Genomic DNA, 25941 nt, shown 5'->3' with positions numbered 1-25941 from the left:
CTACCTCACCCCGCTGGAGATCAGACAGCGACACGAACAAGGACACGCCCTCACGGCGTAAGCATCGAGTGTCCAGCATCACGGGGAAACTTCAAACATGCGGCACACCTGAGGCCGGATTACCTCGACCACATCTCGCTGGAGGATGACGCGACCCACATCCGGGTGTGGGCGCAGGCGCTGGTGCCAGGCTTGCTGCAGACGCCCGCCTACGTGGAGTCCGTCATCACGTCCAGCCCGCATTACGTCGCCCCGGAACTCGTGGGGCAACTGGTCAAGGTGCGCGAGGCGCGACAGGCGAAGATCGCGGAGGGCGGGGCGGCGTACACGGCCATTGTCTGGGAGCCCGTCGTCATTCACCCCTTGGTACGTGCCGAGGTCCATCGCGAGCAGCTCGAACGCATCCTTGAGGTGGCGACCAGGAAGAACGTGACGGTGCAGATCCTCCCCTTGAGCGCAGGCGCACTGGCCGGAGAAATCTCCGCGTTCGCATCCTTCAGCTTCGACGAGGGTCCGATCGTGGAAGCGGTGACGCTGGAGAACCTGCGGGGCACGTCGATCCTTGAGTCGCCAGAGGATCTCGCCGCTTACACGCTCGCTTTCGACCAACTACGATCGGCAGCGTTGGCACCGGATGCGAGCGCGCAGCTCATTCGGCGCGCACTACAGAGAAGCAAGGACGATGCGTCGTGACCCCTGAACTCATAGGCCCCTTCAGGAAGTCGTCGTACTCCGGGGCACAGGGCGACTGCGTCGAGGTCGCCGCAACAAACACCGGCGGCCGAGCCCTCCGCGACAGCAAGAACCCCCACGGCCCCCTCCTGCACATCGGCCCCCACAGCTGGCACACCTTCCTCGCCGGGACCAAGAACGGCACGCTCGGTCGTTGAGGTTCGCGCTCGCCGGCCTCGCAGGGCCTAGCGTGAGGCGTATGCGCGTACTGGTCGTCGAGGACGAGGAGCGGTTCGCGGCCGGGCTGCGGGAAGGGCTCGAGGCCGAGGGGTTCGCCGTGGACGTGGCGTACGACGGGGTCGACGGGCTGTGGATGGCCCGGGAGAACGCGTACGACGCGATCGTCCTCGACGTCATGCTGCCGAGGCTCAACGGGTACCGCGTCTGCCGGACGCTGCGCGGCGAGGGCGACTGGACGCCAATCCTCATGCTCACCGCCAAGGAGGGCGAGTGGGACGAGGTCGAGGGGCTGGACACCGGCGCCGACGACTATCTCACCAAGCCCGTCTCGTACGCCGTCCTGTTGGCCAGACTCCGGGCGCTGCTGCGCAGGGAGGCCCGGGAACGGCCCGCCGTACTCGCCGCCGGAGACCTGCGACTGGACCCGGCGGCCCGTACCGTCACCCGAGCCGGGCGTGAAGTAGAGCTGACCGCACGGGAGTTGGCCGTGCTGGAGTTCCTGATGCGGCGGGCCGGTGAGGCCGTGACCAAGCGGACGATCCTCGACCACGTATGGGGCGACGACTTCGAGGGCGACCCGAACATCGTCGAGGTGTATGTACGGCGGCTGCGGAACAAGGTCGACCGACCGTTCGGGAGACGGTCGCTGCTCACCGTGCGGGGGCACGGGTACCGGCTGGTGCCTGATGGCGGGTGAGCGGAGTGCCGGTGGCGCCGCGGGTGCGGGCGGAGGCCCTGCCCGGGGCGCGGCGAAGGGCGCTGCCCGCCTGCGGGCCGTGCGGGTGCGGGTCACGGTCGTCGCCGTCCTGGCGGTCGCCCTCGCCATGGTCGCCGGGGGTACGGCCCTGGTGCTGGGGCTGCGCACCGAGCTGAGCAACGACGTACGGGACGCCGCACGGACCCGGGCGAAGGAGGTCGCTCAGGTGATCGAGGCGGGGCGAGGTGTGCCCGCGGTCACCGTGGCCGATCCCGACGAGGAGTTCCTGCAGGTCGTGGACGCGGAGGGGAACGTCGTCGCCGCGAGCACCAACGTGGAGGGCCTGCCGGTCCTCGCCCGGCCGGCGGAGGGCGGCAGCACCGAGGTCGGCACCCCGCTCGACGAGGATCCCTTCCTGGTGGTGGCCGTCGGGGCCCGTGACGGCGACCATCGGCTCACCGTGCTCGACGGCCGTGCGCCCTCCGGGGTCGCCGAGGCCACCAAGACGGTGACCCGGCTGCTGCTGATCGGACTGCCGGCGCTCCTCGTCCTCGCTGCCGCCGCGACCTGGGCGGCCGTGGGGCGGGCCCTGCGCCGGGTCGCCCGCGCCGAGGCCGCGCAACGCCGCTTCGTCTCCGACGCCTCGCACGAACTCCGCTCTCCTGTCGCCGCGGTCCGCCAGCACGCGGAGGTGGCACTCGCCCACCCCGAACGCTCGGCTGCCGAGGCCCTGGCCGGAACGGTGCTGGAGGAGGCCGTACGCATGCAGCGCCTCGTGGACGACCTGCTGCTGCTCGCCCGCGCGGACGAGGACGCGATGCGCCTGCCGCGGCGGCCGGTGGATCTGGACGACCTGGTTTTCGAGGAGGCCCGGAGGCTGCGGGGATCGCGGGGATCGCAGGGCCGTGGGGACGGCGGGCCGGACGGGCGCGCCGAGGGGCGGCAGGAACCCGGCGGCCTGCTCCGGGTCGACAGCGGCGGGGTCTCGGCCGGGCGGGTGCTCGGTGACGAGGACGCCCTGCGGCGCATGGTGCGCAACCTCGGTGAGAACGCCGCCCGGCACGCCCGCTCCAGGGTGACTCTGACCCTCGGGAGTGCCGGCGGGGTCGTACGGCTGGATGTGGACGACGACGGGGAAGGGGTGCCGGAGCCGGAGTGCAAGCGGGTGTTCGAGCGGTTCGTGCGGCTGGACGAGGCCCGGGCGCGTGGAGGGGGAGAGGGCGGTGCCGGGCTGGGCCTGGCGATCGTGGCCGAACTGGTCGCGGCGCACGGTGGAACGGTGAAGGTGGGGACTGCCCCGGAGCTGGGCGGAGCGCGGTTCACGGTGACGCTGCCGTCGGCCGAGGAGAGCTGAGCCGACTCGCGGAGCCGACTCGCGGCGAGTCCGGTCTGTGTAACGGGCCGTCGAGGCTGACTCGGCGTTCAGGTGTGTTCAGCGTCTGTTCAGTGGGGTCGCGGGATGCTCGGGACAGATCACGCACCCGAGGAGGGCGCCATGAACATCCAGCGCAGGGCCCTGTTGACCGGAGCCTCAGTGACCGCCGCCGTGCTGCTGGCCGGCGGGTGCGCGGGGGGCGCCGCGGGCGGCAGCGGGGCGAACGCGACCAAGGGGAAGCAGGGTGAGTGCGTCCACGTCGTCGACGGGAACACGGGCCGGACGGGCGACGCCTGCCTGCCCGTCGCCCCGGCGGAGAACCGGGTCGACCTCGACGAGCCGCGCTTCACGCACCCCACCCGGATCACCAACCCCCTCCACCCCACCAGCAAGGTCACACAGGTCATCATGGGCGGACAGGTCGACGGCAAGCCCTTCCGCACCGAGGTCAGCCTGCTCCCGGACACGAAGAGGATCGAGTACGACGGCCGTTCGGTCGAGACCCGCGTCATCCAGTACGTCGCCTTCTCCGACGGCAGGGTCCACGAGGTCGCCCTCGACTGGTACGCCCAGGCCGACGACGGCTCCGTCTGGTACCTCGGCGAGGACGTCTTCAACTACGCGGACGGCGTCGTCGCCGACACGGACGGCACCTGGCAGGCGGGCCGCGACGGGGCCCCGCCCGCCATGATCATGCCGGCCGACCCGGAGAAGGGGGACGTCTACCGCCCCGAGAACCTCCCGGAGAAGGTCTTCGAGGAGGTCACGGTCAAGGCCGTCGACGGGACCGTCGACGGTCCGTACGGCAGGGTCGAGGGCGCGGTCACCGTCCGTGAGCTGCACATGGACGGCTCGACGGAGGAGAAGGTGTTCGCCCCGGGCTACGGCGAGTTCTCCACCGGCACGCCGGGCGGAGACCTGGAGGCCGTCTCCCTCGCGGTACCGACGGACGCGAAGCCCGGCCCGCTGCCGGTCCGCCTCACGGCCCTCGCCGACGCGGTGGACGCCGCCCACGAGACGCCCTCGGCGGCCACCGCGCGCACGGTGCGCGCGGCCTGGGACGCCTACCGCGCCTCCGACGCCGTACCGGACCTGCTGGAGCGGCAGACGGAACGCGACCTCACCGCCCTGGAGCGCGCGGGAAGCGAAGGTGCGAAGGCAGTCGGGCCCGCCCTGCGGGTCGCGCAGGACGTGACGGACCTGCGCCTGCGGTACGAGCCGCTCGACACCGTCGACCGCGACCGACTCGCCCTGTGGGCCGAGCAACTGGGCATCGACGCGCGGGCCGGCGACGAGGGTGCCACGGCCGGGGACGTGACCGGTCTGGAACTGGTGTGGGAGCGGGTCGGGACCGGGACGCCGAGTTCCGCCGTGGACGACGGGCTACGGGAACTGCGGGCGGTGGCCGATCGCGGGGACACGGCCGAGGCGGGCCGCCTGGTGCGCGGGCTCATGGAGAGCATCGACAGCTTGCCGATGACCCGGCAGGAGTAACCAAAGGAACTACGGCTGATCCGCGCGGATTAGCATGGAGAGGTCATCTCTTAGAGGATGCACCTATGCCGGAACCCCGGCTCGATTACGGCGAGCCGGGGTTTCCGATGGTGCGAAGAAGGGCTGTCCCTATCCGTTGTCGGATTCGGTTGCGTCAGTGGTTCCCGTTGTACCCGTGGTGTTCGTGGATCACGCGGAAACTGCCCGCGATGGCTGCAGGTACCGTTGTCGCCGGGGTGATCGCGGTAGCTGAGCTGCGAGGGCCGACCGTGGCGATGGGAGCGCCGTTGTCACAGCTGACCCCGTTGAAGAATTCGACGGTCTTGTCGCTTTCGTTTCGGATGTTGAAGCTGTTGGGGCCGACCACGGGGGGCACGGCGCTCAGGTTGATGACGGCGATGCAGGACCCCGGCTCGGCGGCATACGTGCGCTCGTTGATCATGATCCGGCCGTCGTCCCGGTGGTGGTCATCCCGGTTCTGGCCCCGGTTCTCACCTCCGTTGCCACCTCCGTTGCCACCTCCGTTGCCACCCCGCCCCTCGTTCCCCTTGGACTGCCTCCAGCTGTCGCTGTGCCCGGCGTCGGAGGCGGCGTTCGAGCCGGCACTGGTGCCCGTGCCGTTGCCGCCGCGCGGAGCGACAGGGGCGGCGTCCTGGACGGCCGAGACGGACTTGGGGGCCGACTCCAGGGCGGAGCTGGCGTAGGTGACACCTGTGGCGGCCGCGACTGCCACGCCGACGGAGGCGGCGATCACTGTGGCTTTACGAGTGCGCAATGCACTTCCCCTTCTCTTCGTTCTCGTCGACAGGACCTGCCGACGAGAACGAACGTAATGACGGCCATTTCCGCTGTCATTTCGAGGAGGCCCGGAGCAGTGTGAAAATAGGACTGAATGGCCGCATGAAATGTCGCCCCGGAGAGTGACGATCGGCGCGCCTGACGCCTCATCAAAATATGGCGAGAGCTGGTGTTTTGATTCGAGGGAAGCGCCTGTCCGAAACTGGCTGACACGTCGTCACCCTGTTGGAGGTGCCGGGGCCGGACCTCGCCCCTGAGTATCCGTCAGGCCGACTTTCGTTCCGCACAGCTGACGGCTTCTCAACAACCCTCAGGGCGCGGCGAATACGCAATGCGTCCCGTCGCGTGAATTCCGTGCCGTGAAGTGATCGGCAACGGCGTGTCGCGTGCATTTACGGGCTTCGTCGTGTCTATCGTGATGGGTCCTCTGTCGCGAGCCGCGAGCCGCGACGTCGGCGACAGGGTCCTCTCCCACAGCCGCCCTCACCCCGGCAGCGTCAGCCCCCAGGCCCCCTCCCGTACCGTCCACGTCCGCGTCCGTACCGGCCCCGCCACCAGTGAATCCGCCCGGTAGCGGAAGTCCGCGCCGGACACGGTCACCCGGTGGCCGACCGCGTGCAGCGGGGCCGCCTCGGCGCCCACCGACACCGGCCGGATCTCGACTTCGGCGCCGCCGTCGATGCCGGGGGCGATGGACACGGCCTCCACGGGCTGGTCGAGGTCGACGAGTATCAGCCCGTCCACCTCCACCCGCAGCCGCGAGGGCCCGGCCCCGCCCCCGGCGGCGACCCGTATGCGTGGCCGCAGCGGACGGGTCAGCCGGGCGGGCCGCGCCGGCCGCGTCGACAACGTACGGGCGAGTGACTGCGGCCAAGCGCGCAGCCAGGAGTGATGGCCGGGCGGCGAGTCGTCCGCCGGCGCGCCCTCCGTCCCCGGTCCCCGGTCCGCTCCCGTGCCGCCGCCCGTCCTCGGGCCCTTTCTTCTGCCCGGCCCCGGCCCCGGGCCCGTGTCGGTGGCCGCTCCCGTCCCCTCCGCCAGATCCGGCGGAGGCGCACCCGGCAGGACCGGGATGCGCAGCATGCCCAGCACCACCCCGTCGCTGTCGTCGACGAGCAGATCCAGCCGTCGCTCGACGCCGTCGAGGACGGCGCGGGCCGCCGCGACCGCGCCGGTGGGCACGCCGAGGGAGTGGGCGAGACCCGTGGCGGAGCCCACGGGGACCAGGGAGAGGGCGCACGCCGCCAGCTCCCGCCGACGATGCAAAAGAGCCACCGCCCGCAGCAGCGCGCGGTCGTCTCCGACGACCACAGGCCGCCGTGAACCGCGTCGCGAGAGCGCTCGCGCGAATTCCTCGGGCCCCTCGGGAAGGCACACTTTCGTACTCGCCGCACCCGCGCTGAGCACGTCTTTCGCGATCCGTACGGCCTCGCCGTCCGTGCGACGGGCGAGGGGGTCGATGACCACGAGGAGCTGGTCGGGAGTCGCCACCTCGGTCCTGCCTCGCTTCCTCGGGTAGCATCTTTGTGCAAGAGCCCCTTGCGCTATTGCGCCAGGGGCTTCGTCTATTCCGGGGCATCCGGGTCCTACAGGTGCGACCAACGGCGGTCGCGGTGCACGCGGCGGATTGAGCCACCGCGTACGCCCCCGACCTTGGACATGCCCCGCCCGGAAGGGGTGTACGCGCGTGCCCGCACTTGTGCTGCTCGGTGCTCAGTGGGGTGACGAAGGCAAGGGAAAGGCGACGGACCTGCTAGGTGGATCCGTCGACTATGTGGTGCGCTACCAAGGCGGCAACAACGCCGGCCACACGGTAGTCGTGGGTGACCAGAAGTATGCCCTCCACCTTCTCCCTTCCGGGATCCTCACTCCGGAGTGCACTCCGGTCATCGGTAACGGTGTCGTCGTCGACCCGTCGGTCCTGCTCTCCGAGCTGAGCGGTCTGAACGAGCGCGGCGTCGACACGTCCAAGCTCCTGATCAGCGGCAACGCTCACATCATCACGCCGTACAACGTGACCCTCGACAAGGTCACCGAGCGCTTCCTCGGCAAGCGCAAGATCGGCACGACGGGGCGGGGCATCGGCCCGACCTACGCGGACAAGATCAACCGCGTGGGCATCCGCGTCCAGGACCTGTACGACGAGTCGATCCTGACGCAGAAGGTCGAGGCGGCCCTCGACGTCAAGAACCAGGTCCTCACCAAGCTCTTCAACCGCCGGGCCATCTCCACCGACCAGGTCGTCGAGGAACTGCTCGTCTACGCCGACAAGCTCGCGCCGTACGTCACCGACACGATCCTGGTCCTCAACCAGGCCCTCGACGACGGCAAGGTGGTCCTCTTCGAGGGTGGTCAGGGCACGCTCCTGGACATCGACCACGGGACCTATCCCTTCGTCACGTCCTCCAACCCCACCGCGGGCGGCGCCTGCACGGGCGCCGGCGTCGGCCCGACGAAGATCAGCCGGGTCATCGGCATCCTCAAGGCGTACACGACCCGTGTCGGCGCCGGCCCGTTCCCGACCGAGCTCTTCGACGAGGACGGCGAGGCGCTGCGCCGCATCGGCCGCGAGCGGGGTGTGACCACGGGCCGTGACCGCCGTTGCGGTTGGTTCGACGCGGTCATCGCCCGCTACGCGACCCGCGTGAACGGCCTGACGGACTTCTTCCTCACCAAGCTCGACGTCCTCACCGGCTGGGAGGAGATCCCGGTCTGCGTCGCGTACGAGATCGACGGCAAGCGCGTCGAGGAACTCCCGTACTCGCAGTCCGACTTCCACCACGCGAAGCCGGTCTACGAGACCCTCCCGGGCTGGTCCGAGGACATCACCAAGGCGAAGTCCTTCTCCGACCTCCCGAAGAACGCCCAGGCGTACGTCAAGGCGCTGGAGGAGATGTCCGGCGCCCCGATCTCCGCGATCGGGGTCGGTCCGGGCCGCGACGAGACGATCGAGATCAACTCGTTCATCTAGTCCGTTGGCCCGCAGGCGAGGCGGTCGACCCGGTGACGGTGTCGGCCGCCGTCGCGTACCCGCGTTTTGAAGCGTGGTCTTACAGATGATTTGGTTGCTGGGAAAGCGCGCGCAGGTGAACTGGTGTAAGTTCCCGGCTCCTTCTCATGGCGCGGGTGGCAGCAGGGCAGGCTCCGGTAAGCGAGTGTGGAAGGGGAGCGTATGCCCATTCGTAAGCCACCCACTGCCCGCCAGCGACGGCTCGGTGCTGAGCTGCGGCGGATGCGTGAGCAGGTCGGTCTCTCCCTCACCGAGGCCGCCGCGCTGCATCGGGTGGACAAGACGGCGATCAGCAACACCGAGTCCGCTCGGTTCGGGGTGAGCGCTGACCGGGTGCGGGTGTGGGCAGCCAACTACTCGTGCCCGGACCAGGCCTACGTTGACGCGCTCGCGTACATGGCCAAGGAGCGGACCGGCTCCAAGCAGCTCCGTCAGGAGCCCCGGACGGAACGACTCGTGCTTTGCGATGAGTTGCCTGTGAGCCTCGATCTGCGTACCGATCTCGTTCATCGCCCCGGCGATGGTCCGCACTGCCGTTCGAGCGGGGGACAAAGATCGGCACCAGGGCCAGGGCCTGGGACGGGAGTGTCTCCACGGCCTGGCTACGGTTTGCCTGCGAGGTGATCCGGTCATGGACGAGCGGATACCCGAGGTAGTGGAGAAGGTAGTCGGGAAGGATCACCTCTGCTCTGGGCCTGATCCGCAGGCAGGCGGCGCCGAAGAGCCACGTCACCTCAGCCGGACCGACGACAGCCCGCCGCCCGAGCGTCCCCTGGCGTACGTACACCAGGTCTCCCTTGCGCAACCGGAACCGCTCCAGCCCCGCCGCGGTCCCGAAGCCGACGCGCTTGATGTTGCGCGGGTCGACCTTGTGTTCGGTCGTCAGATCGAGCGACGCCCACACCGGCCCTGCCGTCTCCCAACTGCGCGCCGTCGCCCGCCATGTGTCGGCCCAGTCCCGCCGGGGGCCAACCGTGACGCCACCATGCTCCTGCTCCACGGCGTCATGCAGTCGGGGCCGGACGAAAGGGACGTCGTCGGACACTGATCGCAGCGCTCACCCGCCTCTGGTGTGGATGCCGCGCCTCTGGTGCTGAGCCCGGTCGGCAACCTTGTAGTCATCGACGAACATGTCGCGCATGTCGGGCATATTATTAAAAGGTGCGTAGATCCATATATGTCGCCACCAGAGGAAGGTGAGTGCGATGCGCGTTCTGTTCAGGGCACGTTTCGACACGGAGAAGTCGAACGAGGCCATCCGCAACGGCACCCTGGGGAAGCTGATGCAGGCCTCCATGGAGCAGGTCAAGCCGGAGGCGGCCTACTTCACGACCGACAACGGGCAGCGCACCTGCTTCATGGTCTTCGACATGCAGGACAGCTCCCAGATGCCGTCGATCGCCGAACCGTTCTTCCTCGAAATGGGCGCCGATGTCACCTACACCCCGGTCATGAACCCCGAGGACCTGCAGAAGGGCCTCTCGGCGCTGGGTCGCTGAGCCTCACGCTGAGCCTCAGCTGAACACGATCATCGAACCCTGCGCCAGACTTCGGGTCGCCGCCGCGTGCAGGCCCAGCCAGACGTGGCGTTCGCGGGCGAAGGGACTGGGATCGTACGGGGCGGGGACGGCCGGTTCTTCCAGTTCCGTGGGCGCGCGCGGTGCTTCGGGGGGCGCCGGAGGGTTCGCCGGGTCGATGCCGATGGCCGCGGCCACGAACTCCAGTTCCCGCAGGAGGCCCTGGGACGAGCCCAAGGGGCCGCCTCCGGCGAGGAGTTCGTCGCTGGACAGGGGCTGCGGGAAGTCGACCGGGACATAGGCGCCCGCGTGGTCGTAGTGCCAGACCAGGTGCGACTGCTGGGCCGTGCCCTCGAACATCTCCAACAACTGCTCGTAGTCGCCGCCCAGCGCGTCCACCGGGGTCACCTCCAGACCGCACACCTGGAGCAGATAGGCCCGGCGCAGGAAGTGCAGAGCGTCGTAGTCGAAGCCCGCGACCGGGGCGACCTCCCCGGTCAGCCCCGGCATGTACTGGTACACCGGAACCGGTGGCAGCCCGGCCTCACCCAGCAGCTTGTTGTAGAGCGCGAGTTCCTCGGCGAAGGGGTTGTCGGGCGTGTGGCACAACACGTCGACGAGCGGGACCAGCCAGAGGTCACAGGCCAAAAGAGAACTCCTCGGTCATCCGGCACGCACACGCTCGGTAGGGATCCGTTCGCGTACGGCACACAGTGGTCAGGGAAGCGTAGTCGCTGAACGCGCCTTCAGTCCCCTTCGTGCAGGTCCCATACCCACACACCGCCCACCCATCTACCCGGTCGCCCGACCAGCTTCTCCACCGCCTCCCGCAACTGCTCGTCGTACGGCTGCGGGCGCAGGACCAGCGCGCCCGCGTGCCAGTACGCGAAGTCCTTCCGCGCCTGCGTCTGCCAGTTCACGCCGATCACCGGGACCTTGCCGCTGTAGCGGATGTCACGCAGCAGGTTGGAGGTGTGGCGGGGGACGGCGCCGTAGATGCCGACGCGGTCCTTGCCGAAGGGGCCGTTGAAGTAGCCGCCGGGCATCCGGAAGCCGAAGTCGGCCGTGGTCTGCCAGCGCAGCGCCTCCGCGTTGCCCGGGTCCGGCAGCGGCACGGGCACCAGGGTCTCGCCGGCCCCGGTGTCGACGTACGACTTCCAGGTGCCGTCCGCGATGAACGCCGGGACCTCCGCGCGCTCCACGGACTTCAGCGGGGCCGGGACGATCGGCAGCAGGGCGAGGGTGACGGCCATGAAGCCGACATAGCGCGTGCCGAGGCCGGGGGCCGCCGCCAGACGTTCGCAGGCGAGGGCCAGCAGCATCCCCAGGACAGGCGCGCAGATCATCGCCACCCGGCCCTCGATGACCGACTCGAACAGCGGCTTCTCGGCGAGCAGCGCCCACGGGCCGGGCAGCACGAGGTCGGTCTGCGGGAGGCGGAACTCCGGGCCGAGGGAGAGGACGGCGGCGGCGACCGCCGTGCAGGCCAGCGCCTTCACCAGGGCGTGCTCCCACAGCCGTACGACGATGCCGAGGGCCAGGAGGACCAGCGGCCAGCCGTAGAAGGCGTTCTGCTCGGTGGGGTTGAGGGAGAGCGCGTCCGCCCGGTCGTGGTCGCCCGCGAGCAGCGAGCGTTCGGCGAAGGAGAGAAGGGCGAGCGGGCTGTTGCCGGAGTTGTCGCCGTGCGCGATGTTCCCGTAGCTCTGCGGGCCGAAGAACTGCCAGGAGAGGGGGAAAGTGACGAGGGGGAGCGTGACGAGGACCGCGATGCCCAGGCCCTTGAGGAGCGGGCGCCAGGCGTCGCGGGCCACGTCCCGCCGTACGAGCCCGTACGCGGCAGCGAACAGCAGCATGCCCATCGCGGCGAGCAGGAGGGGTTCCTCGCCGAGGAAGATCTGGTAGGCCGCCATCAGACCGAGGACGATCCCGTCCCGCCGGGTCCGGGCGCCCGTGCACAGGCGCAGCGCCCGGTCGATGATCAGCGGGATCATGAACAGGACGACGAAGTTCGGGTGCGCGTTGGCGTGGCTGACCATCGGCGGCGCGAAGGCGGCGAGGGCCGCTCCGGCGAAGGCCGCGCCCCGGTGCCGTACGACTCTTCTGACGATCAGCCAGTACCAGGCGGCGGCCGTGGCGGCGAGGCCGAGGGTCATCACGAGGGCGAGCGTGACGGCCGGCCCTAAGACGAGCGTGACGGGGGCGAAGGGGACCGACAGGCCCAACATGACCGTGTTGGCCATCAGGTTCACGCCGTCGGGGAAGCCCTGGAAGGTGGTGAAGAGGGGGTTGCGGAGGTGGACGAGGTTGTCGGCCGTGACCGCGAAGAACCACTCCCACTGGTTCTGGTCCTGGAGGGAGTCGGGCAGATAGCGGCCGTTCGGGTCGAGCCAGCGGCCGGTGTAGAGGGCCACCGACATCAGGAGGAAGAAGGTGACGGCGAAGGCGTCGGCCGGGCGGACGGAACGGGCCCGCAGGACGGCGAGTTCGCCGAGGACCCGGGCGTAGTCGCGTGGCCGGATCTTCGAGCCGGGCTGGTGGGACCAGCGGACGGGGACCTCGACGACGGGCCAGCCGCTGCGGCGGAAGTACCGGAGTATCTCCACGTCGATGCCGAACCCGTTGAGCCGGGAGGCGGCGAAGGCCTCGCGGGCGCGGTCGCCGTCGAACAGCTTGAAGCCGCACTGGGTGTCGCGGATGCCGGGCACCGCGACCCCGCGTATCAGGAAGTTCCCGGCCCGCCCGAGCGCCTCGCGCAGCCGGTGCTGATGGCGCTCGATGCTCGCGCCCGGCGCCTCGCGCGAGCCGATCGCGGCCGTGTGCCCGTCGGAGAGCGCCTTGTCGAGCCGCTCCAACTCGTCTATGGGCGCGGCGAGATCGGCGTCCGTGAGCAGGACCCGGCGGCCGTGCGAGGCGAGGACACCGAGCCGCAGGGCATGGCCCTTGCCCCGGTTGCGGGGCCCGCCGGAGACGAGCTGGACCCGGGCGTCGCGGGCGGTGACGGCGGCCACGACGTCGGCCGTGCCGTCCGTCGACCCGTCGTCGACGACGATGACCTCCCACCGGGCGGCGGCCTCGGTCACCGCGAGATGGCTGATGATCGCGTCGAGCGTGGGGGCGAGGCGGTCCTCCTCGTTGTAGGCGGGGACGACGACGGAGAGGTCGACGCTCACCTGCCCGGCGCCCGCCTTCGGGGCTGTGCTCATTCGTCCGCCAGGCGTTCCACAAGGGTCAGGGACCGCTCGTCGTAACCGGCGATGATCTCCTGCGCGGTCTGCGCGTCACGGCGGGAGAGGGCGTCGACGAGGTCGGTGTGGTCGGCCCACAGCCGGCCCTTGAGATCGTCCGCGCTGTCGTTCATCCGGTCGTTCATCCGGTCGTTCATTCGGTCGTTCATCCGGTCGTTCGTTCGGGAATCCGTCCGGACGTCCGTCTGACGCAGGTGCTGGACCGCGCACACCCAGGCCTGCACGCGCAGCCGGTGCAGGAAGTCGGTGAGGTACGGGTTGCCGAACAGGGCACTCAGCTCGCGCCAGAACCGCAGGTCGTAGCCGATCAGGATGTCCAGGTCCCCGGCGGTCGCGGCCCGCCGCGCCTCCTCGCCGCGCCGCCGGAGCCCGGCGAGGGCGGCGGCCGTACGGGGATCGACCTTGCGGTCGCCCAGCCGCCGGAACATGCCGTCGGTGACCAGGATGCGGGCCTCGACCATGTCCCGGTAGTCGGCCACCGAGTACTCGTGGACCTCGAAACCCCGGTGCTGCACGGCGTCCAGCAGCCCCTGCGCGGACAGATCCACCAGCGCCTCGCGCACGGGCGTCGCCGAGACCCCGTACTGCTCGGCGATCTCCTTGACCGTGAACTCCTGCCCCGGCTTCAGTCTGCCGGCCAGCACCTCGTCACGGAGCGCGTCCGCGAGCTGCTGCCGCAGGGTGCTACGGGTCACGGCGCCATTGCCGCCGCCGGTGCCGGGCATCGTGGTCTGGGTCCCCCATCCGCGTACGGGTACGCATCCTCTGCGTGTGCTCTCTGAGTTCTCTTACGAGCACGTCACCTTACGCGTTCGGGTTTCGGGGAGGAGTTTTCGCCCTTCTGCTCGGCACCGCGGGGACCATCGGGGGAAATACGGGGGAGAGTTACGGCCTCACAGCGTGTGCTCGTCCGCCACGGACAGGGCCGCGTCCAGGGCGGCGAGGCCCTCCTTGGCCTCGGTCTCCGTGATGTTGCACGGGGGGACGACGTGGGTGCGGTTCATGTTGATGAAGGGCCACAGACCGTTCGCCCTGGCGGCGGCGCCGAAGGCGAGCATGGGGGTGTTGGCCTCGCCGGACGCGTTGTAGGGGACGAGGGGTTCGCGGGTCTCCTTGTTCTTCACCAGCTCCAGCGCCCAGAACATCCCGGTGCCGCGCACCTCGCCCACGGAAGGGTGCCGCTCGGCCAGCTGGCGCAGTGCAGGCTCGATGAGCGAAGCGCCGAGGGCGGCGGCGTTGGTGACGACCCCTTCCTCCGCCATGACGTTGATCGTCGCTACGGCGGCGGCGCAGGCCAGCGGGTGGCCGGAGTACGTGAGACCGCCGGGGTAGGGGCGCCGGGCGAAGGTCTCGGCGATCGCGGGGGAGATGGCGACGCCGCCGAGGGGGACGTAACCGGAGTTCACGCCCTTGGCGAAGGTCATCAGGTCGGGTACGACGTCGAAGAGGTCGGCGGCGAACCAGGTGCCCGTCCGCCCGAAGCCCGCCATGACCTCGTCGAGGACGAACACGATCCCGTACTTGTCGCAGAGTTCCCGGACGCCGGCCAGATAGCCCGGCGGCGGGACCATGATCCCGGCCGTGCCCGGGACGGTCTCCAGGATGATCGCGGCGATGGTCGACGGCCCCTCGAAGGTAATCGTCGTCTCCAGGTGCTCCAGCGCCCGGGCGCACTCCTGCTCCTCCGTCTCCGCGTGGAAACGGGACCGGTAGAGGAAGGGCGCCCAGAAATGCACGACCCCTGCCGTGCCGGTGTCCGAGGGCCAGCGGCGCGGGTCGCCCGTGAGGTTCACGGCCTGCTGGGTGCCGCCGTGGTACGAGCGGTACGCGGCGAGCACCTTGGGACGGCCGGTGTGCAGCCGGGCCATGCGGACGGCGTGCTCGACAGCGTCGGCCCCGCCGTTGGTGAAGAAGATCTTGTCCAGGTCGCCGGGGGTGCGCTCCGCGATCAGCCGGGCCGCCTCCGACCGGGCCTCGATCGCGAACGCCGGGGCGAACGTCGTCATCGTCGCGGCCTGCGCCTGGATCGTCGCGACGACCTTCGGGTGCTGGTAGCCGATGTTCGTGTAGACGAGGCCGCTCGTGAAGTCGAGGTAGCGGTTGCCGTCGTAGTCCCAGAAGTACGAGCCCTCCGCACCGGCGATGGCGAGCGGGTCGATGAGTTCCTGCGCGGACCAGGAGTGGAAGACGTGTGCGCGGTCCTTGGCCTTCACCGTGGCGCCGGCCTGGGGGTTTGGCTGAGGGGTCATGGGGTGAGGGTAGGGGGCCGTTGTGGGGAGGGGACATCGGCGACCTGTCTGTGGCCGGGTGCCGGATCACGACAGTGTGTCGCCCCCGCGAGGGGCCGCGCCGCCGGGCTGGGTGCCTGATAGCTCGGGGGTTCGGGCGGGTTGGCGGGTGCGGGTGGGTGGTGGCTGGTCGCGCGGTTCCCCGCGCCCCTGAAAGACCAGGCCCCTGCGGGCCTGAAAGACCAGGCTTTGCGGGCCTGAAAGACGACGGCCCCTGCGGGCCGAAAAGCATGGGGCGCAGCCCCTGCTTTTCAGGGGCGCGGGGAACTGCGCGAGAAGCCCCCACCCACCCGCAGTCGACACTCCACCCGAAGTAATTGACAGCAAGCTGTCTAAGTGGCAGCATGTTGTCATAAGGTGATCCGGGTACCCCAGGAGGAGTCATGAGCGACCGCAAGCCTGTTCATCTCGCCGTCTACGACACCTATGCCGACTGGGAGACGGGGCACACGACAGCGTGGCTGGCCAGGGGCGGGTATGAGATCCGTACGGTCGGGCCGAGTCTCGAGGGCGTGCGGACCATCGCGGGGGTGCGTATTCAGCCGGACGGGGTCCTTGCGGAGCTGCGGCCCGAGGAGAGCTCGCTGCTCATCCTCACCGGTGCGGATCTGTGGGACACGGGTGACGAGCTCGCGCCGTTCGCCCGCAAGGCGCGGGAGTTCCTGGCCGCCGGGGTGCCCGTCGCCGCGATCTGCGGGGCGACCGCCGGGCTCGCGAGGGAAGGGCTGCTGGACGACCGGGAGCACACCGGCGCTGCGTCTTTCTATCTGGCCGCCACCGGCTACCAGGGCGGTGAGCGGTACGTGGACGCGGACGCCGTCACCGACGGTTCCGGACTCCTCGTCACCGCCGGGCCCACCGAGCCGGTCGCCCTCGCCCGCGAGGTCTTCCGCCTCCTCGGTGTCTACGAGGGCGAGGTCCTCGACGCCTGGTACCGCCTCTTCCACGACTCGGACCCGCAGGCGTACGCCGTTCTGGAGGCGGCGGGACAGTGAGCGGCGAGCAGCAGGACCTCCTCAGCCGTGCCGCCCTCGGGGTCTTCCGGTTGAATGGGCAGTTCCTTTCCGTGGCCGAAGAGTTGGCGCGTCCGGCGGGGCTGACGGCCGCCTGGTGGCAGGTGCTGGGCGCGGTGCTGCCCGAGCCGCTGTCCGTCGCCGGTGTCGCCCGGGTCATGGGCATCACCCGGCAGAGCGTCCAGCGGGTCGCCGATCTCCTCGTCGACCGGGGGCTCGCCGAGTACGTGGCGAACCCCGCCCACCGCCGCGCCAAGCTCCTCGCCCCGACCCCCGCCGGCCACGCCGCGATCGCGCAGATCGAGCCCGGCCACGCGACCCTGGCCGCCCGCCTGGCGCAGGCGCTGGGGGAGGAGGAGTTCGCGGAGACCGTACGGGTGCTCGAACGGCTGTCGGGTGCCCTGGACCACCTCGCGGCGGCACCGGAGGCCGACGCGCCCCCGGTCGCTGTTACGGAACCGTAGACACCGCTCCATCCGCCTCCCCGTGCGGCCGCACTACGATCGGTCCGTTGCGCACGTACGCGACGTAGACGACGTTGATGACGTAGACGACGTACCCGTACGTACGCGTACACAGATGCGTCGGGGACGGTACGGGGAATCGGGGGACGGTGGCGATGGAGAAGCTCGGGCCTGGGGATCCGCAGCGGATCGGGGCGTACCGGCTGCTCGCGCGGCTGGGGGCCGGCGGGATGGGGAACGTGTACCTGGCCCGGTCCGAGCGCGGCCGTACCGTCGCCGTGAAGCTGGTCCGGCAGGAGCTGGCGGAGCAGGAGGAGTTCCGGGCCCGGTTCCGGCAGGAGGTGCAGGCCGCGCGGCAGGTGGGCGGGTACTGGACCGCGCCGGTGCTGGACGCGGACACCGAGGCGGGCATCCCGTGGGTCGCCACCGGATATGTCGCCGGACCGACCCTGCAGGCCGTGGTCGGGCGGGATCACGGGGCGCTGCCCGAGCGGTCCGTGCGGATCCTCGCGGCGGGGCTCGCGCACGCGCTGGAGGACATCCACGCGGCCGGGCTGATCCATCGGGACCTCAAGCCGTCCAACGTGCTGGTGACCATCGACGGGCCGCGCGTCATCGACTTCGGTATCGCGCGGGCGCTGGAGACCGTCACGGACGGCGGGCTCACGCGCACCGGCGCGCTCGTCGGTTCGCCGGGCTTCATGGCCCCCGAGCAGGTGCGCGGCGACCGCATCACCCCCTCCTGCGACGTCTTCTGCCTCGGCTCCGTCCTCTCCTACGCGGCCACCGGCAACCTTCCCTTCGGCGCCGCCAACTCCGGCGTCCACGCCCTGATGTTCCGCATCGCCCAGGAGGAACCGGATCTGGAGGGGCTGCCCGAAGGCCTCTACGACGTCGTCCGCGACTGCCTGAGAAAGGACCCGGCCGCCCGCCCGACCCTGGCCCAGATCCTGCAACGCACGGGCGCCGAGGACACGGTCTTCGCGGGGCGGTCGCGGGATCCCTGGCTGCCGGGTGCCCTGGTGGCCCAATTGGGGCGGCACGCGGTGCGGTTGCTGGACGCCGAGGATCCGGAGGAGGCGGAGGGGGCAGAGGGGGCGCGATCGGCGGGAACGCCGGAGGCGGGGGGCTCGGGAGCGGGGGGCTCGGGGGCCGCAGGGGGCTCGGCGGCTGCGGGTGGCCTGGCGGCCGCTTCGGGTGCCGCGGCGGCTTCGGGAGGGCCCGGTGTGCCGGGAGGTCCGGTGGGAGGTGGTCGTCCGGGGGCTTCCGGCCTTGCCGGGCAGCCGTCCGCAGCGGTTTCCTCGGCTCCGGGCGGCCCCGCTGCCGCGCCGCAGTCCGGTCCCGCGGGCCAGTCCTCGGCTCCGTCGGCGCCCGCTTCCGCGAGCCCGGCCGTTCCCGCGACCCCGCCGTCGGCTCCGCCCGTGTACCCGCTCGGCGACCCCAACTCTCCGTATGGTGGCTCGGGGGCCCCACCCGGCGCGCCCGCCTCCCCTTACGCGGGTGGGCCGGCGACCCCGCCCGAGCACCCGGCCGCCGCGCCCGAGGGTGCCGTACCGCCTCCGCCGGGGGCGCCGGGTGCCGCGCCCCTGGACCGGATGCCGACGCAGATCGTGGGGGCGGCGGGATCGCAGCCGCCTCCGCCGAGCGCCCCGCCCGGGCCCGCGCCCGCCGGGTACGGCTTCCCGCAGCAGCACACCCAGCAACCCGCCGGTGGGTACGGGCAGCAGCCCGGCCCCGGCTACGGGCAGCAGCCCGGTGCCGCCCCCGCTTACGGCTACCCGCAGAGCGCGCCGCAGGCGCCGTACGGGGCGTACGGGGTGTACGGGCAGGGGCCGTACGGTGGCGGGCCGGGACCCGGAGTCGCCCCCGGGCCGGGGCTCGGCCCGACCCCGCCGTACGGGCCGAACCCCATCTACGGGCCCGGGGCCGGGACGGTCACCGGCGGTCAGCCCGAGCCCGAGCGCGGAAACCGGCGCTCCTCGGTGCTCCTCGTCGTCGTCGCGTTGGTGGTCGCGCTCGGCGCGGGCGGCTCGGTGTACGCGTTGATGAAGAAGGGGGACGACGGCGGCAAGGAGGAGGACGCGAAGGGCGGGACGGGGACGAGCGCGCCGGAGACGCCGGGGCCCGCGACCGACCAGCCGACGGACCCGGGGGCCTCCCCGGACGAGACCACCGAGTCGCCCGACGCCGGCACGATCCCGGAGGACTTCCTCGGCACCTGGAACGCCACCCTCGACGGCACCGACGGCGCGGACACCCGCCAACTCGTCATCCAGCAGGGCGAGGTCGGCGACACCGTGCTCTCCCTGACGGCGGACGGCCCGCTCGAAGGCGGCGGCACGTACCACTGCGTGTTCGAGGCGGCGCTGACGGACGAACCGGCCGACGACGGCCCGCTCCGGCTCGGCCCCTCCACCGTCACCACCGGCGAACCGGCCGCCTCCTGCTCCCCCGGCGCCGCCACCACGGTCACCCTCCTGCCCGGCGGACAGCTGCGGCGCGTCGACACGGCGGGGAAGTCGGTGACGTACACGAAGGCCGGCTGAGCGGACCGTATGAAGTTCCGCCGCGCGAGCCACCGCGTGAACCGCCGGCTGCCGACCGCGCGGGCCGCCGACCGACCCGAGACGGCGAACTTCCGCTGAACTTCCGGGGCCGTACCCGGAATGTCCACGCGTCGTCAGCTTTCCGCGCCGTACCGTGTTCCCGCTTGACTGCGGAGCGTGAGGCTCGGGGGAGTGGCTCGGATGCAGGAGTGGCTGAGCGCGGAGAACGTGGTGGCGGTGGCGACCGCCGTGGCCGGTGTCGTGGCGTCGGCCGTGATGGTCTGGTACGAGCGCCGGGTGCCGAGGCGGAAGCGGATCGGCTACCGCGTGCAGATGGACAACCCGATAGGCCACGACGTGCGTTCGGGGCGCGCGAACGTCCGGCTCGGCCTGTTCGACGAGGCGCCGGACATGTCCGACGCGACCCTGGTCCTGCTGCGCGTCGAGAACGACGGCTCCCAGAGCATCGCCGACAACGACTACACGGGACGCGAACTGCACGGCCTCACCGCCGTGTTCAGCGGCCGCGTCATCCGGGGCGTCTCGGTCACCCAGCCGCCCGGCACCGACCACCTGATGGACCACTTCACCCCGGCCGCCGGCTTCGGATACCGCGACGGCGTGCTCCGCATCCCCCGCGTCCCCCTCAACCGAGGCGACCACTTCAAGCTGCTCGTGCTCCTCTCAGGCGGCGACGTCGACAGCCCGATCCGGCTCATCGGCGGCATCCGCGACGGCGAGGTGCACCCCAACCGCAGCGCGACGCCCGACGAGAAGCCGCCACTGTTCAGCCGCGCGGCCCGGCTGATCACCGTGATGCTGACGCTGTGCGTGATCGCCCTGGCCGCGATCGTCGTCGTACGGGACGACACCCCGCCGCCCATCGAGTGCGCGACGGGCGAGCTGACGCTGACCGGGTCGACCGCGTTCGCGCCGGTGCTGCGGGGGCTCGCGGAGGAGTACGAGAAGGACTGCGTGGGCGCCGACATCCAGGTGGACGCGCGGGGCAGTTCGGCGGGCGTGAACGAACTCGCCACGCTGGGCACCGGGTCGAAGAAGGGCTCACCGGCGGTCATCGCGTTCTCCGACGGCCCGAGCACGAGCGCCGCCGCCGAACTGGTCGGCCACCGGGTCGCGTTGTCCGTCTTCACGCTCGTCGTGAACGACGGCGTGCGCCCGCGCGGCGGGACCCTGACGATCGACGACGTACGCCGTGTCTACCGGGGCGAGGTCACCCGCTGGAGACAGCTCGACCCGTCCCTCCCCGACATCCCCGTCGTCCTCGTCAGCCGGGACGCCGACTCCGGCACCCGGCAGGTCTTCCAGCGCACCGTGCTGGACGGCTGGGAACAGGTCGCCAGCACCTCGCTCGACTGCCGCCGGGACGACCTCTCGACCGCCCGCGTCACCCGCTGCGAGCTCGACTCCACCGAGCAGGTCCTCGCCAAGGTCGCCGAACTCCCCGGCGCCATCGGCTACAGCGAGATCAACCTCACCGCCCGCCGCACCGGCCTCCGCCGCCTCGCCCTCGACGGCCACACGGCCTCCGTCGAAGCCCTGGAGAAGGGCGACGACACCTACCCGTACTACGGCGCCGAGTACGCCTACACCTACCGCCGCCCACCCGCCAACTCCCTCGCCGACAGTTTCCTCGCCCACATCCGCCGAGGCACCGCCCAGAGCGTCATCCGCAACCACGGTCACGTGCCCTGCGAAACGGCGACGGGCGCGCGGCTGTGCGACGAGAGGGCTCGGGACGACGAGGGGGGTTGAGCCGGGGGGTGGGGCCGGGTTTCGGGTGCGGGTGGTGTGTGCTTGCTCGCGCAGTTCCCACCCACCCGCAGACAAACAACCTACCCACCCGGGGGCCTGGGGGCGCAGCCCCCAGCTTGTGGATGGGACGGGTAGGGGCGGCGGGGGCGAAAACCCACGAGGCACCCCGGCTGCTGCTACCGAGCCTCCGGCGGCCGCTGCCGAGGCATGTTCGGCCGCGCCCCCGGCGGCATCGGCACCCGCCCGTTGCCGTTCCCCTCGGGCCGGGCGACGGCCCCCCCGACCTGAACGCCGAGCGGAGCCGACCCCGCCCGGAACTCCACCATCCAGTCCGCAGTCTCGGTCCGCACCAACTCCGTGATGTCCTCGGAGAACCGCCGAAGCACCCCGAGACACCGCTCGGCCGCCTCCCCGGCCGTCCCCTCCGCCGGCCCCAGCACCTCCCGCGCACTCTCGGACGCCCAGTCGAACCGCAGCACCTGCAGCCGCCGCTGCACGGCCTGGGCCGTGGCGACATCCCGCATCCATCCGGAGGTGACGCCGAAGAACCGATCCACCGCGACGCACGCGACGCAGGAAAGGAGCGCGAGATACCCCCAGGGAGCCACCCCGCCCACCGCCCCGGTGAGGTCGAGCAACGGCAGCGCGGCCCCGGCGAGCGCCCCCGTCGCCGCCCCGATCCGCAGCACACGCGCCGCCGTCCGTTTCCACACCCGGTCCGTGAGATACCACGCGGCGGTCTCCAGGGCCGCCCGCTCGACCCAGTGGTACAACTCCTCCAGCCGCTCCGCCGGCGCCCCCCAGTCCCCCTGTGGAAACGGCCGCCCGGCCAGATCCCCCACCCACGGCCCGGTCGCCGACGCCCACGGCTCCGCCCACAGCCCGGACCCCTCACCCCGCCCGTCCTGGGGTCCCCCCTCGGGCTGCATCTCCGGCTGGCTCACCCGGCACTCCCTACGTACGTACGGCGCTCACGCACCACCCTGACGCGGCCGGACCCTTCCTACCGCCCAATGGGTGGCGAAGATGGTGTTATCGCCGCTTTTCCCCTGGAAGATGCCCTTGATCAGATATATGAATCCCCGCTGACTCACTCGAAAGAGTGGCGCGGCACAGGCCGGGCCGACCACGTAGGCTCGTGGCGACCGTAAGAACGTGAACGGCGACGTCCGTCAGTACTTGTGCGAGGGAGCTGAACGTGATCCCCGGTGGTGGCCAGCCCAACATGCAGCAGCTGCTCCAGCAGGCCCAGAAGATGCAGCAGGACCTGGCGAGGGCGCAGGAGGAGCTCGCGCAGACGGAGGTCGACGGTCAGGCGGGCGGCGGCCTGGTGCGGGCCACCGTCACCGGCTCCGGCGAACTGCGTGCCCTGAAGATCGACCCCAAGGCGGTGGACCCGGAGGACACCGAGACCCTCGCCGACCTGATCGTCGCGGCCGTCCAGGCGGCCAACGAGAACGCCCAGACCCTCCAGCAGCAGAAGCTGGGCCCCCTCGCCCAGGGCCTCGGCGGCGGTGGCGCGGGCATCCCCGGTCTGCCCTTCTGAACATCTCCGCGACCCCCCTCTGAGCCCATCCGTGCCCCGTACCGCCCTTCCTCGGAGCGGCGGCGGCCGACTACGGTACGTACTGAAAGACACCAGGAAGGACGGCAGTCCGTGTATGAAGGCGTGGTCCAGGACCTCATCGACGAGCTGGGGCGGCTGCCCGGCGTCGGTCCCAAGAGCGCGCAGCGGATCGCCTTCCACATCCTGCAGGCGGAGCCTACGGACGTACGGCGGCTCGCGCATGCCCTCCTCGAAGTGAAGGCGAAGGTCCGCTTCTGTGCGACCTGCGGCAACGTCGCGCAGGAGGAGCTGTGCGGCATCTGCCGCGACTCCCGCCGCGACACCACGGTCATCTGCGTCGTGGAGGAGCCGAAGGACGTCGTCGCGGTCGAACGCACTCGCGAATTCCGGGGTCGGTACCACGTCCTCGGCGGCGCGATCAGCCCGATCGAGGGTGTCGGCCCCGACGACCTGCGTATACGGGAGCTGCTGGCCCGCCTGGCCGACGGGACGGTCACCGAGCTGATCCTGGCCACGGACCCGAATCTCGAAGGCGAGGCCACGGCCACGTACCTCGCCCGCATGATCAAACCCATGGGCCTCAAGGTCACCCGCCTGGCCAGCGGCCTCCCGGTGGGCGGCGACCTGGAATACGCGGACGAGGTGACCCTCGGCCGCGCCTTCGAGGGGAGACGATTGCTCGATGTCTGACGCCACGCTGCACGCGACGGACCTGAACCCGGACGACTTCGCGGTCCAGATCGCGGACCAGATCGAGAGCTTCCTGGTCGCCGTCACCGAGGTGGCCAAGGGCGACGAGCCGGACTCGGCCGTCCCCTTCCTCCTCCTGGAGGTGTCCCAGCTGCTCCTGGCCGGCGGGCGCCTCGGCGCGCACGAGGACATCGTGCCGGACGAGCGCTACGAGCCCGACCCGGGCCCCGAGCCGGACGTCGACGACCTGCGCGAACGCCTGGCTCTGATGCTCGACCCGGTCGACGTCTACTCCGAGGTCTTCGACCCCTACGAGCCTCGTAAGGCGCCGGTCCCGGCCCGTATCTCCGACGACCTCGCGGACGTCATCGCCGACCTTCGCCACGGCATGGCCCACTACCGCGCGGGCCGCACCACCGAGGCCCTGTGGTGGTGGCAGTTCTCCTACTTCTCCAACTGGGGCTCCACGGCGTCGGCGACCCTCCGCGCCCTCCAGTCCCTGGTCGCCCACGTCCGTCTCAACCAGCCCCTCGCCGAGCTGGACGGCCTCGACACCGACCAGGAACTGATGGGCGACGAGACCCTGGAGTTCGAGGCGGGCCAGGTCATGGCGGAGGAAATCGCGGCACCGCTGGGGTTGCGCAAGGTGAAGTAGCCCCCGGCTCAGCGTCTCCTCACCGCTCCGAGGATCGGGTCCTGTCCGTCGCCGGGCGGGGCCCGCCCGCGTCACGGTCGCCCGAACCGAGTGGTGTGATCAACGCTTCGGAGCGGCATGATGTCCGCATGACCTCGGGGCGGACGGGACAGCACGGCAACCGGTCAAGGGCGTTGCTGTGGACGGGTATCGAGCTCTGTGTGGCCGGTGCGGTGGGCCTGGTCGTGGGCGCGGTGCTGGATGTCGACGCGGCCGATCCCTGGGCGAGCGTGGCGGGTGGAGTGGCCGCCCTCGTCGGCATCGCGCTCACCCTGGTCCCGCAGCTGGGCAACTCGGCGCCGCCGCCCGCTCCACCGGCACCGCCCACGCCCGACCCGGGTGTCAGCGCGTCAGGCGTGGGTGCGATCGCCGCCGGCGGCAACATCGGCGCGGCGTCGACGGGTGGAGCCACCACTCCGACGACACCCCGGACCCCGGCTCCGGCCTCGGCCTCCGCCTCGGCCCAGCCCTCCGGCGGAGTGAACGCCACCGGTCATGGCTCTGTCGCCGCAGGCGGAAACATCGGCGCGGCCTCCACGGGCGGCGGACCCCTCCCCACGTCCACGTCCACGCCTGCTCCGCCGTCGTCGGGCGCCGCCACCCCGCCCACCGGTGGTGTGACCGCTTCCGGCCAGGGTTCCATCGCCGCGGGCGGTGACATCGGTACGGCGTCTACGGGCAATTGAGAAGGGCGGCGGCAGGGCAACGGAAGTGCTCCCGAAGGGCTCTGGACGGGAGCAAGGGGTCCTGAAAGTGCGAGTACCGGCGGTAGCGTAGGCACTGTCGTCGTACGACTCCCTTGTGCGCCCCCCGACAGGAACCGGACCCAGTGACGTGACCGTTCTCCTGCTCCTTCTCGCCGCCGTGGCCCTGACCGCCGCAGTGCTGGGCCCCCGCGCCCTGCTGAAGGCGGTGTGGCCCGAGCGGGAACCGGTGGTCGCGCTGTGGGCGTGGCAGTGCCTGGTGGCGGCGGCCCTGCTGAGCTGCCTCGCGGCGCTGGTGCTGGGCGCGGCGGCGGTGTTCGAGACGGTCCGCACGCACGCCTTCGCGCCCGCGCCCCCGGCCGTTACCGCCGCGTACGACCTCACGGCCGCCCCGCCCTGGACGGCCGTACTGACGTTGGCGCTGGCCTGCGGGGCGGCGTGGAGCGGCGCGATGCTGGCCCGGGAGCTGGTCGAGGCCCGGCGCCGCCGTCACTTCCGCCGCGCGCACCTGCGCGAGCGCGCCCCCGACCTCCCGGCGGGCCTGCCGCAGGAGAAGGGGCCGTTGCTGGTCCTGGAGGACGAGTACCCGGACGCGTGGCTGATGCCGGGTGCTCCGCCCCAACTGGTCGTCACCACAGGCGCGTTGGGCAAGTTGAGCGACCGTCAGCTGGACGCGGTGCTCGCCCACGAACTCGGCCACGCCCGCGCCCGCCACGACTGGCTGCTCCACCTCTCCACCGCCCTCGCCACGGGCTTCCCGCGCATCCCCCTCTTCGCCCACTTCGCCGACCAGACCCACCGCCTGGTCGAACTCGCCGCCGACGACACGGCGTCCCGCCGCTGCGGCCACCTCACCACGGCCCTCGCCCTCATCGAACTCAACCAGCACCGGGGCGTGTTGAGCTGCTCCAACACCCGCCGCCTGCTGGGTGACCGGGTGGAGCGCCTGCTGGAACCCCCGCCCCGTCTGGACCGGACCCGCCGCGCGGCCACCACTACGGCCGCCGCGCTCCTGGCTCTCCTCCCTCTCCTCATCGCGTTCGCCCCGGCGCTGGGGACGCTCTAGTGAGCCGGTTTTGAGTTCTCCCGTCGCCACTTGAGTCGTGTTCCGTTTCGGATCGTGGCTTGGGCGGTGACGGGGCTGGTGGTTTGCGGTC

At 71.2% G+C, this 25941-nt stretch carries 23 protein-coding genes and 1 pseudogene; 17 read left to right on the top strand and 7 right to left on the bottom strand.

The features are described 5' to 3' along the window. The 5 genes from ACFU53_RS31350 to ACFU53_RS31330 form a co-directional block, all read left to right on the top strand. Nucleotides 1–693, top strand: a 693-nt coding sequence (locus ACFU53_RS31350) for a DUF5753 domain-containing protein (RefSeq protein WP_383999834.1), incomplete at its 5' end; no start/stop codon positions are given. After that, the gene (locus ACFU53_RS31345; RefSeq protein WP_383999831.1) at nt 690–890 is read left to right on the top strand and encodes a DUF397 domain-containing protein; all 201 of its coding nucleotides are present in this window, start codon (nt 690–692) and stop codon (nt 888–890) included. The genes ACFU53_RS31350 and ACFU53_RS31345, both read left to right, overlap by 4 nt. 41 nt (nt 891–931) lie before the next feature. Continuing rightward, nucleotides 932–1609 (top strand): response regulator transcription factor, encoded by a 678-nt coding sequence (locus tag ACFU53_RS31340; protein ID WP_383999828.1) that lies wholly within the window; start codon nt 932–934, stop codon nt 1607–1609. Continuing rightward, nucleotides 1599–2963 carry a sensor histidine kinase gene (locus ACFU53_RS31335; RefSeq protein WP_383999825.1) on the top strand — a complete coding sequence of 455 codons (1365 nt, stop codon included), beginning with the start codon at nt 1599–1601 and terminating at the stop codon, nt 2961–2963. The genes ACFU53_RS31340 and ACFU53_RS31335 overlap by 11 nt, the downstream gene beginning before the upstream one ends. A 141-nt stretch (nt 2964–3104) precedes the next feature. Beyond that, complete coding sequence (locus ACFU53_RS31330) at nt 3105–4478, top strand: hypothetical protein (RefSeq protein ID WP_383999822.1); 1374 nt, start codon at nt 3105–3107, stop codon at nt 4476–4478. 154 nt (nt 4479–4632) lie between these two features. Here the strand turns inward: ACFU53_RS31330 and ACFU53_RS31325 are convergent, their stop codons facing one another. Continuing rightward, complete coding sequence (locus tag ACFU53_RS31325) at nt 4633–5253, bottom strand: hypothetical protein (RefSeq protein ID WP_383999819.1); 621 nt, start codon at nt 5251–5253, stop codon at nt 4633–4635. Between the two features lie 506 nt (nt 5254–5759). Then, the gene (locus ACFU53_RS31320; RefSeq protein ID WP_383999816.1) at nt 5760–6764 is read right to left on the bottom strand and encodes a diacylglycerol kinase family protein; all 1005 of its coding nucleotides are present in this window, start codon (nt 6762–6764) and stop codon (nt 5760–5762) included. A gap of 196 nt (nt 6765–6960) precedes the next feature. On the opposite strand from ACFU53_RS31320, the gene ACFU53_RS31315 reads away from it, so the two are divergent. The 3 genes and pseudogenes from ACFU53_RS31315 to ACFU53_RS31305 all read left to right on the top strand — a co-directional run bounded on the left by ACFU53_RS31315 (nt 6961) and on the right by ACFU53_RS31305 (nt 9782). Further along, complete coding sequence (locus ACFU53_RS31315; RefSeq protein ID WP_383999812.1) at nt 6961–8244, top strand: adenylosuccinate synthase; 1284 nt, start codon at nt 6961–6963, stop codon at nt 8242–8244. A gap of 201 nt (nt 8245–8445) precedes the next feature. Further along, nucleotides 8446–8694, top strand: a pseudogene (locus ACFU53_RS31310) (helix-turn-helix domain-containing protein); the annotation flags it as partial. Nucleotides 8695–9488: 794 nt separating this feature from the next. Continuing rightward, complete coding sequence (locus tag ACFU53_RS31305) at nt 9489–9782, top strand: DUF3303 family protein (protein ID WP_383999809.1); 294 nt, start codon at nt 9489–9491, stop codon at nt 9780–9782. Nucleotides 9783–9797: 15 nt separating this feature from the next. On the opposite strand, the gene ACFU53_RS31300 is transcribed toward ACFU53_RS31305, so the two are convergent. The 4 genes from ACFU53_RS31300 to ACFU53_RS31285 form a co-directional block, all read right to left on the bottom strand. Then, nucleotides 9798–10448 (bottom strand): hypothetical protein, encoded by a 651-nt coding sequence (locus ACFU53_RS31300; RefSeq protein WP_383999806.1) that lies wholly within the window; start codon nt 10446–10448, stop codon nt 9798–9800. 98 nt (nt 10449–10546) lie between these two features. Then, nucleotides 10547–13003, bottom strand: coding sequence for a dolichyl-phosphate beta-glucosyltransferase (locus tag ACFU53_RS31295; RefSeq protein ID WP_383999803.1), 2457 nt, complete (start codon nt 13001–13003; stop codon nt 10547–10549). Further along, nucleotides 13000–13770: a GntR family transcriptional regulator gene (locus ACFU53_RS31290; protein ID WP_383999801.1), complete on the bottom strand. Its 771-nt coding sequence runs from the start codon at nt 13768–13770 to the stop codon at nt 13000–13002. The genes ACFU53_RS31295 and ACFU53_RS31290 overlap by 4 nt, the downstream gene beginning before the upstream one ends. Before the next feature lie 168 nt (nt 13771–13938). After that, complete coding sequence (locus ACFU53_RS31285) at nt 13939–15294, bottom strand: aspartate aminotransferase family protein (protein WP_383999798.1); 1356 nt, start codon at nt 15292–15294, stop codon at nt 13939–13941. 422 nt (nt 15295–15716) lie between these two features. On the opposite strand from ACFU53_RS31285, the gene ACFU53_RS31280 reads away from it, so the two are divergent. The 4 genes from ACFU53_RS31280 (at nt 15717) to ACFU53_RS31265 (ending at nt 21129) form a co-directional block, all read left to right on the top strand. Then, on the top strand, nt 15717–16328 hold the full coding sequence (locus tag ACFU53_RS31280) for a DJ-1/PfpI family protein (protein ID WP_383999795.1): 612 nt from the start codon (nt 15717–15719) through the stop codon (nt 16326–16328). Then, nucleotides 16325–16810 (top strand): MarR family winged helix-turn-helix transcriptional regulator, encoded by a 486-nt coding sequence (locus ACFU53_RS31275; protein ID WP_383999782.1) that lies wholly within the window; start codon nt 16325–16327, stop codon nt 16808–16810. Before ACFU53_RS31280 ends, ACFU53_RS31275 begins: the two co-directional genes overlap by 4 nt. Before the next feature lie 155 nt (nt 16811–16965). Beyond that, nucleotides 16966–19356 (top strand): protein kinase, encoded by a 2391-nt coding sequence (locus tag ACFU53_RS31270; RefSeq protein WP_383999747.1) that lies wholly within the window; start codon nt 16966–16968, stop codon nt 19354–19356. A 201-nt stretch (nt 19357–19557) separates the two neighbouring features. Further along, complete coding sequence (locus tag ACFU53_RS31265) at nt 19558–21129, top strand: PstS family phosphate ABC transporter substrate-binding protein (protein ID WP_383999745.1); 1572 nt, start codon at nt 19558–19560, stop codon at nt 21127–21129. A gap of 176 nt (nt 21130–21305) precedes the next feature. Here the strand turns inward: ACFU53_RS31265 and ACFU53_RS31260 are convergent, their stop codons facing one another. Next, a complete protein-coding gene (locus ACFU53_RS31260; protein ID WP_383999743.1) occupies nt 21306–22073 on the bottom strand; it encodes an SLATT domain-containing protein in 768 nt (255 codons plus the stop codon). A 254-nt stretch (nt 22074–22327) separates the two neighbouring features. Between ACFU53_RS31260 and ACFU53_RS31255 the strand changes: the two genes are divergently transcribed. From ACFU53_RS31255 to ACFU53_RS31235, 5 genes are all read left to right on the top strand, one after another. Next, on the top strand, nt 22328–22675 hold the full coding sequence (locus tag ACFU53_RS31255; RefSeq protein ID WP_257542693.1) for a YbaB/EbfC family nucleoid-associated protein: 348 nt from the start codon (nt 22328–22330) through the stop codon (nt 22673–22675). 111 nt (nt 22676–22786) lie between these two features. Continuing rightward, nucleotides 22787–23386, top strand: a complete 600-nt coding sequence (gene recR, locus ACFU53_RS31250; RefSeq protein WP_383999740.1) for a recombination mediator RecR — start codon at nt 22787–22789, stop codon at nt 23384–23386. After that, nucleotides 23379–24041, top strand: coding sequence for a DUF5063 domain-containing protein (locus ACFU53_RS31245; RefSeq protein WP_383999737.1), 663 nt, complete (start codon nt 23379–23381; stop codon nt 24039–24041). Before recR ends, ACFU53_RS31245 begins: the two co-directional genes overlap by 8 nt. Before the next feature lie 128 nt (nt 24042–24169). Further along, nucleotides 24170–24766, top strand: coding sequence for a hypothetical protein (locus ACFU53_RS31240; RefSeq protein ID WP_383999735.1), 597 nt, complete (start codon nt 24170–24172; stop codon nt 24764–24766). A 148-nt stretch (nt 24767–24914) separates the two neighbouring features. Beyond that, nucleotides 24915–25850, top strand: a complete 936-nt coding sequence (locus tag ACFU53_RS31235) for a M56 family metallopeptidase (protein ID WP_383999733.1) — start codon at nt 24915–24917, stop codon at nt 25848–25850. Nucleotides 25851–25941 lie beyond the last annotated feature (91 nt).

Source organism: Streptomyces sp. NPDC057474 (assembly GCF_042802555.1).
Classification (GTDB): Bacteria; Actinomycetota; Actinomycetes; order Streptomycetales; family Streptomycetaceae; genus Streptomyces.
The sequence above is the reverse complement of the archived record's forward strand: the minus strand, read 5'-3'. Positions and strand labels throughout refer to the sequence as shown.

What these genes read in the sequence shown, in the direction of transcription:
- ACFU53_RS31340 (WP_383999828.1), top strand. Translation starts at nt 932, where the DNA reads ATGCGCGTACTGGTCGTCGAGGACGAGGAGCGGTTCGCGGCCGGGCTG.
- ACFU53_RS31335 (WP_383999825.1), top strand. Translation starts at nt 1,599, where the DNA reads ATGGCGGGTGAGCGGAGTGCCGGTGGCGCCGCGGGTGCGGGCGGAGGC.
- ACFU53_RS31330 (WP_383999822.1), top strand. Translation starts at nt 3,105, where the DNA reads ATGAACATCCAGCGCAGGGCCCTGTTGACCGGAGCCTCAGTGACCGCC.
- ACFU53_RS31305 (WP_383999809.1), top strand. Translation starts at nt 9,489, where the DNA reads ATGCGCGTTCTGTTCAGGGCACGTTTCGACACGGAGAAGTCGAACGAG.
- ACFU53_RS31295 (WP_383999803.1), bottom strand. Translation starts at nt 13,003, where the DNA reads ATGAGCACAGCCCCGAAGGCGGGCGCCGGGCAGGTGAGCGTCGACCTC.
- ACFU53_RS31290 (WP_383999801.1), bottom strand. Translation starts at nt 13,770, where the DNA reads ATGCCCGGCACCGGCGGCGGCAATGGCGCCGTGACCCGTAGCACCCTG.
- ACFU53_RS31285 (WP_383999798.1), bottom strand. Translation starts at nt 15,294, where the DNA reads ATGACCCCTCAGCCAAACCCCCAGGCCGGCGCCACGGTGAAGGCCAAG.
- ACFU53_RS31280 (WP_383999795.1), top strand. Translation starts at nt 15,717, where the DNA reads ATGAGCGACCGCAAGCCTGTTCATCTCGCCGTCTACGACACCTATGCC.
- ACFU53_RS31270 (WP_383999747.1), top strand. Translation starts at nt 16,966, where the DNA reads ATGGAGAAGCTCGGGCCTGGGGATCCGCAGCGGATCGGGGCGTACCGG.
- ACFU53_RS31265 (WP_383999745.1), top strand. Translation starts at nt 19,558, where the DNA reads ATGCAGGAGTGGCTGAGCGCGGAGAACGTGGTGGCGGTGGCGACCGCC.
- ACFU53_RS31245 (WP_383999737.1), top strand. Translation starts at nt 23,379, where the DNA reads ATGTCTGACGCCACGCTGCACGCGACGGACCTGAACCCGGACGACTTC.
- ACFU53_RS31240 (WP_383999735.1), top strand. Translation starts at nt 24,170, where the DNA reads ATGACCTCGGGGCGGACGGGACAGCACGGCAACCGGTCAAGGGCGTTG.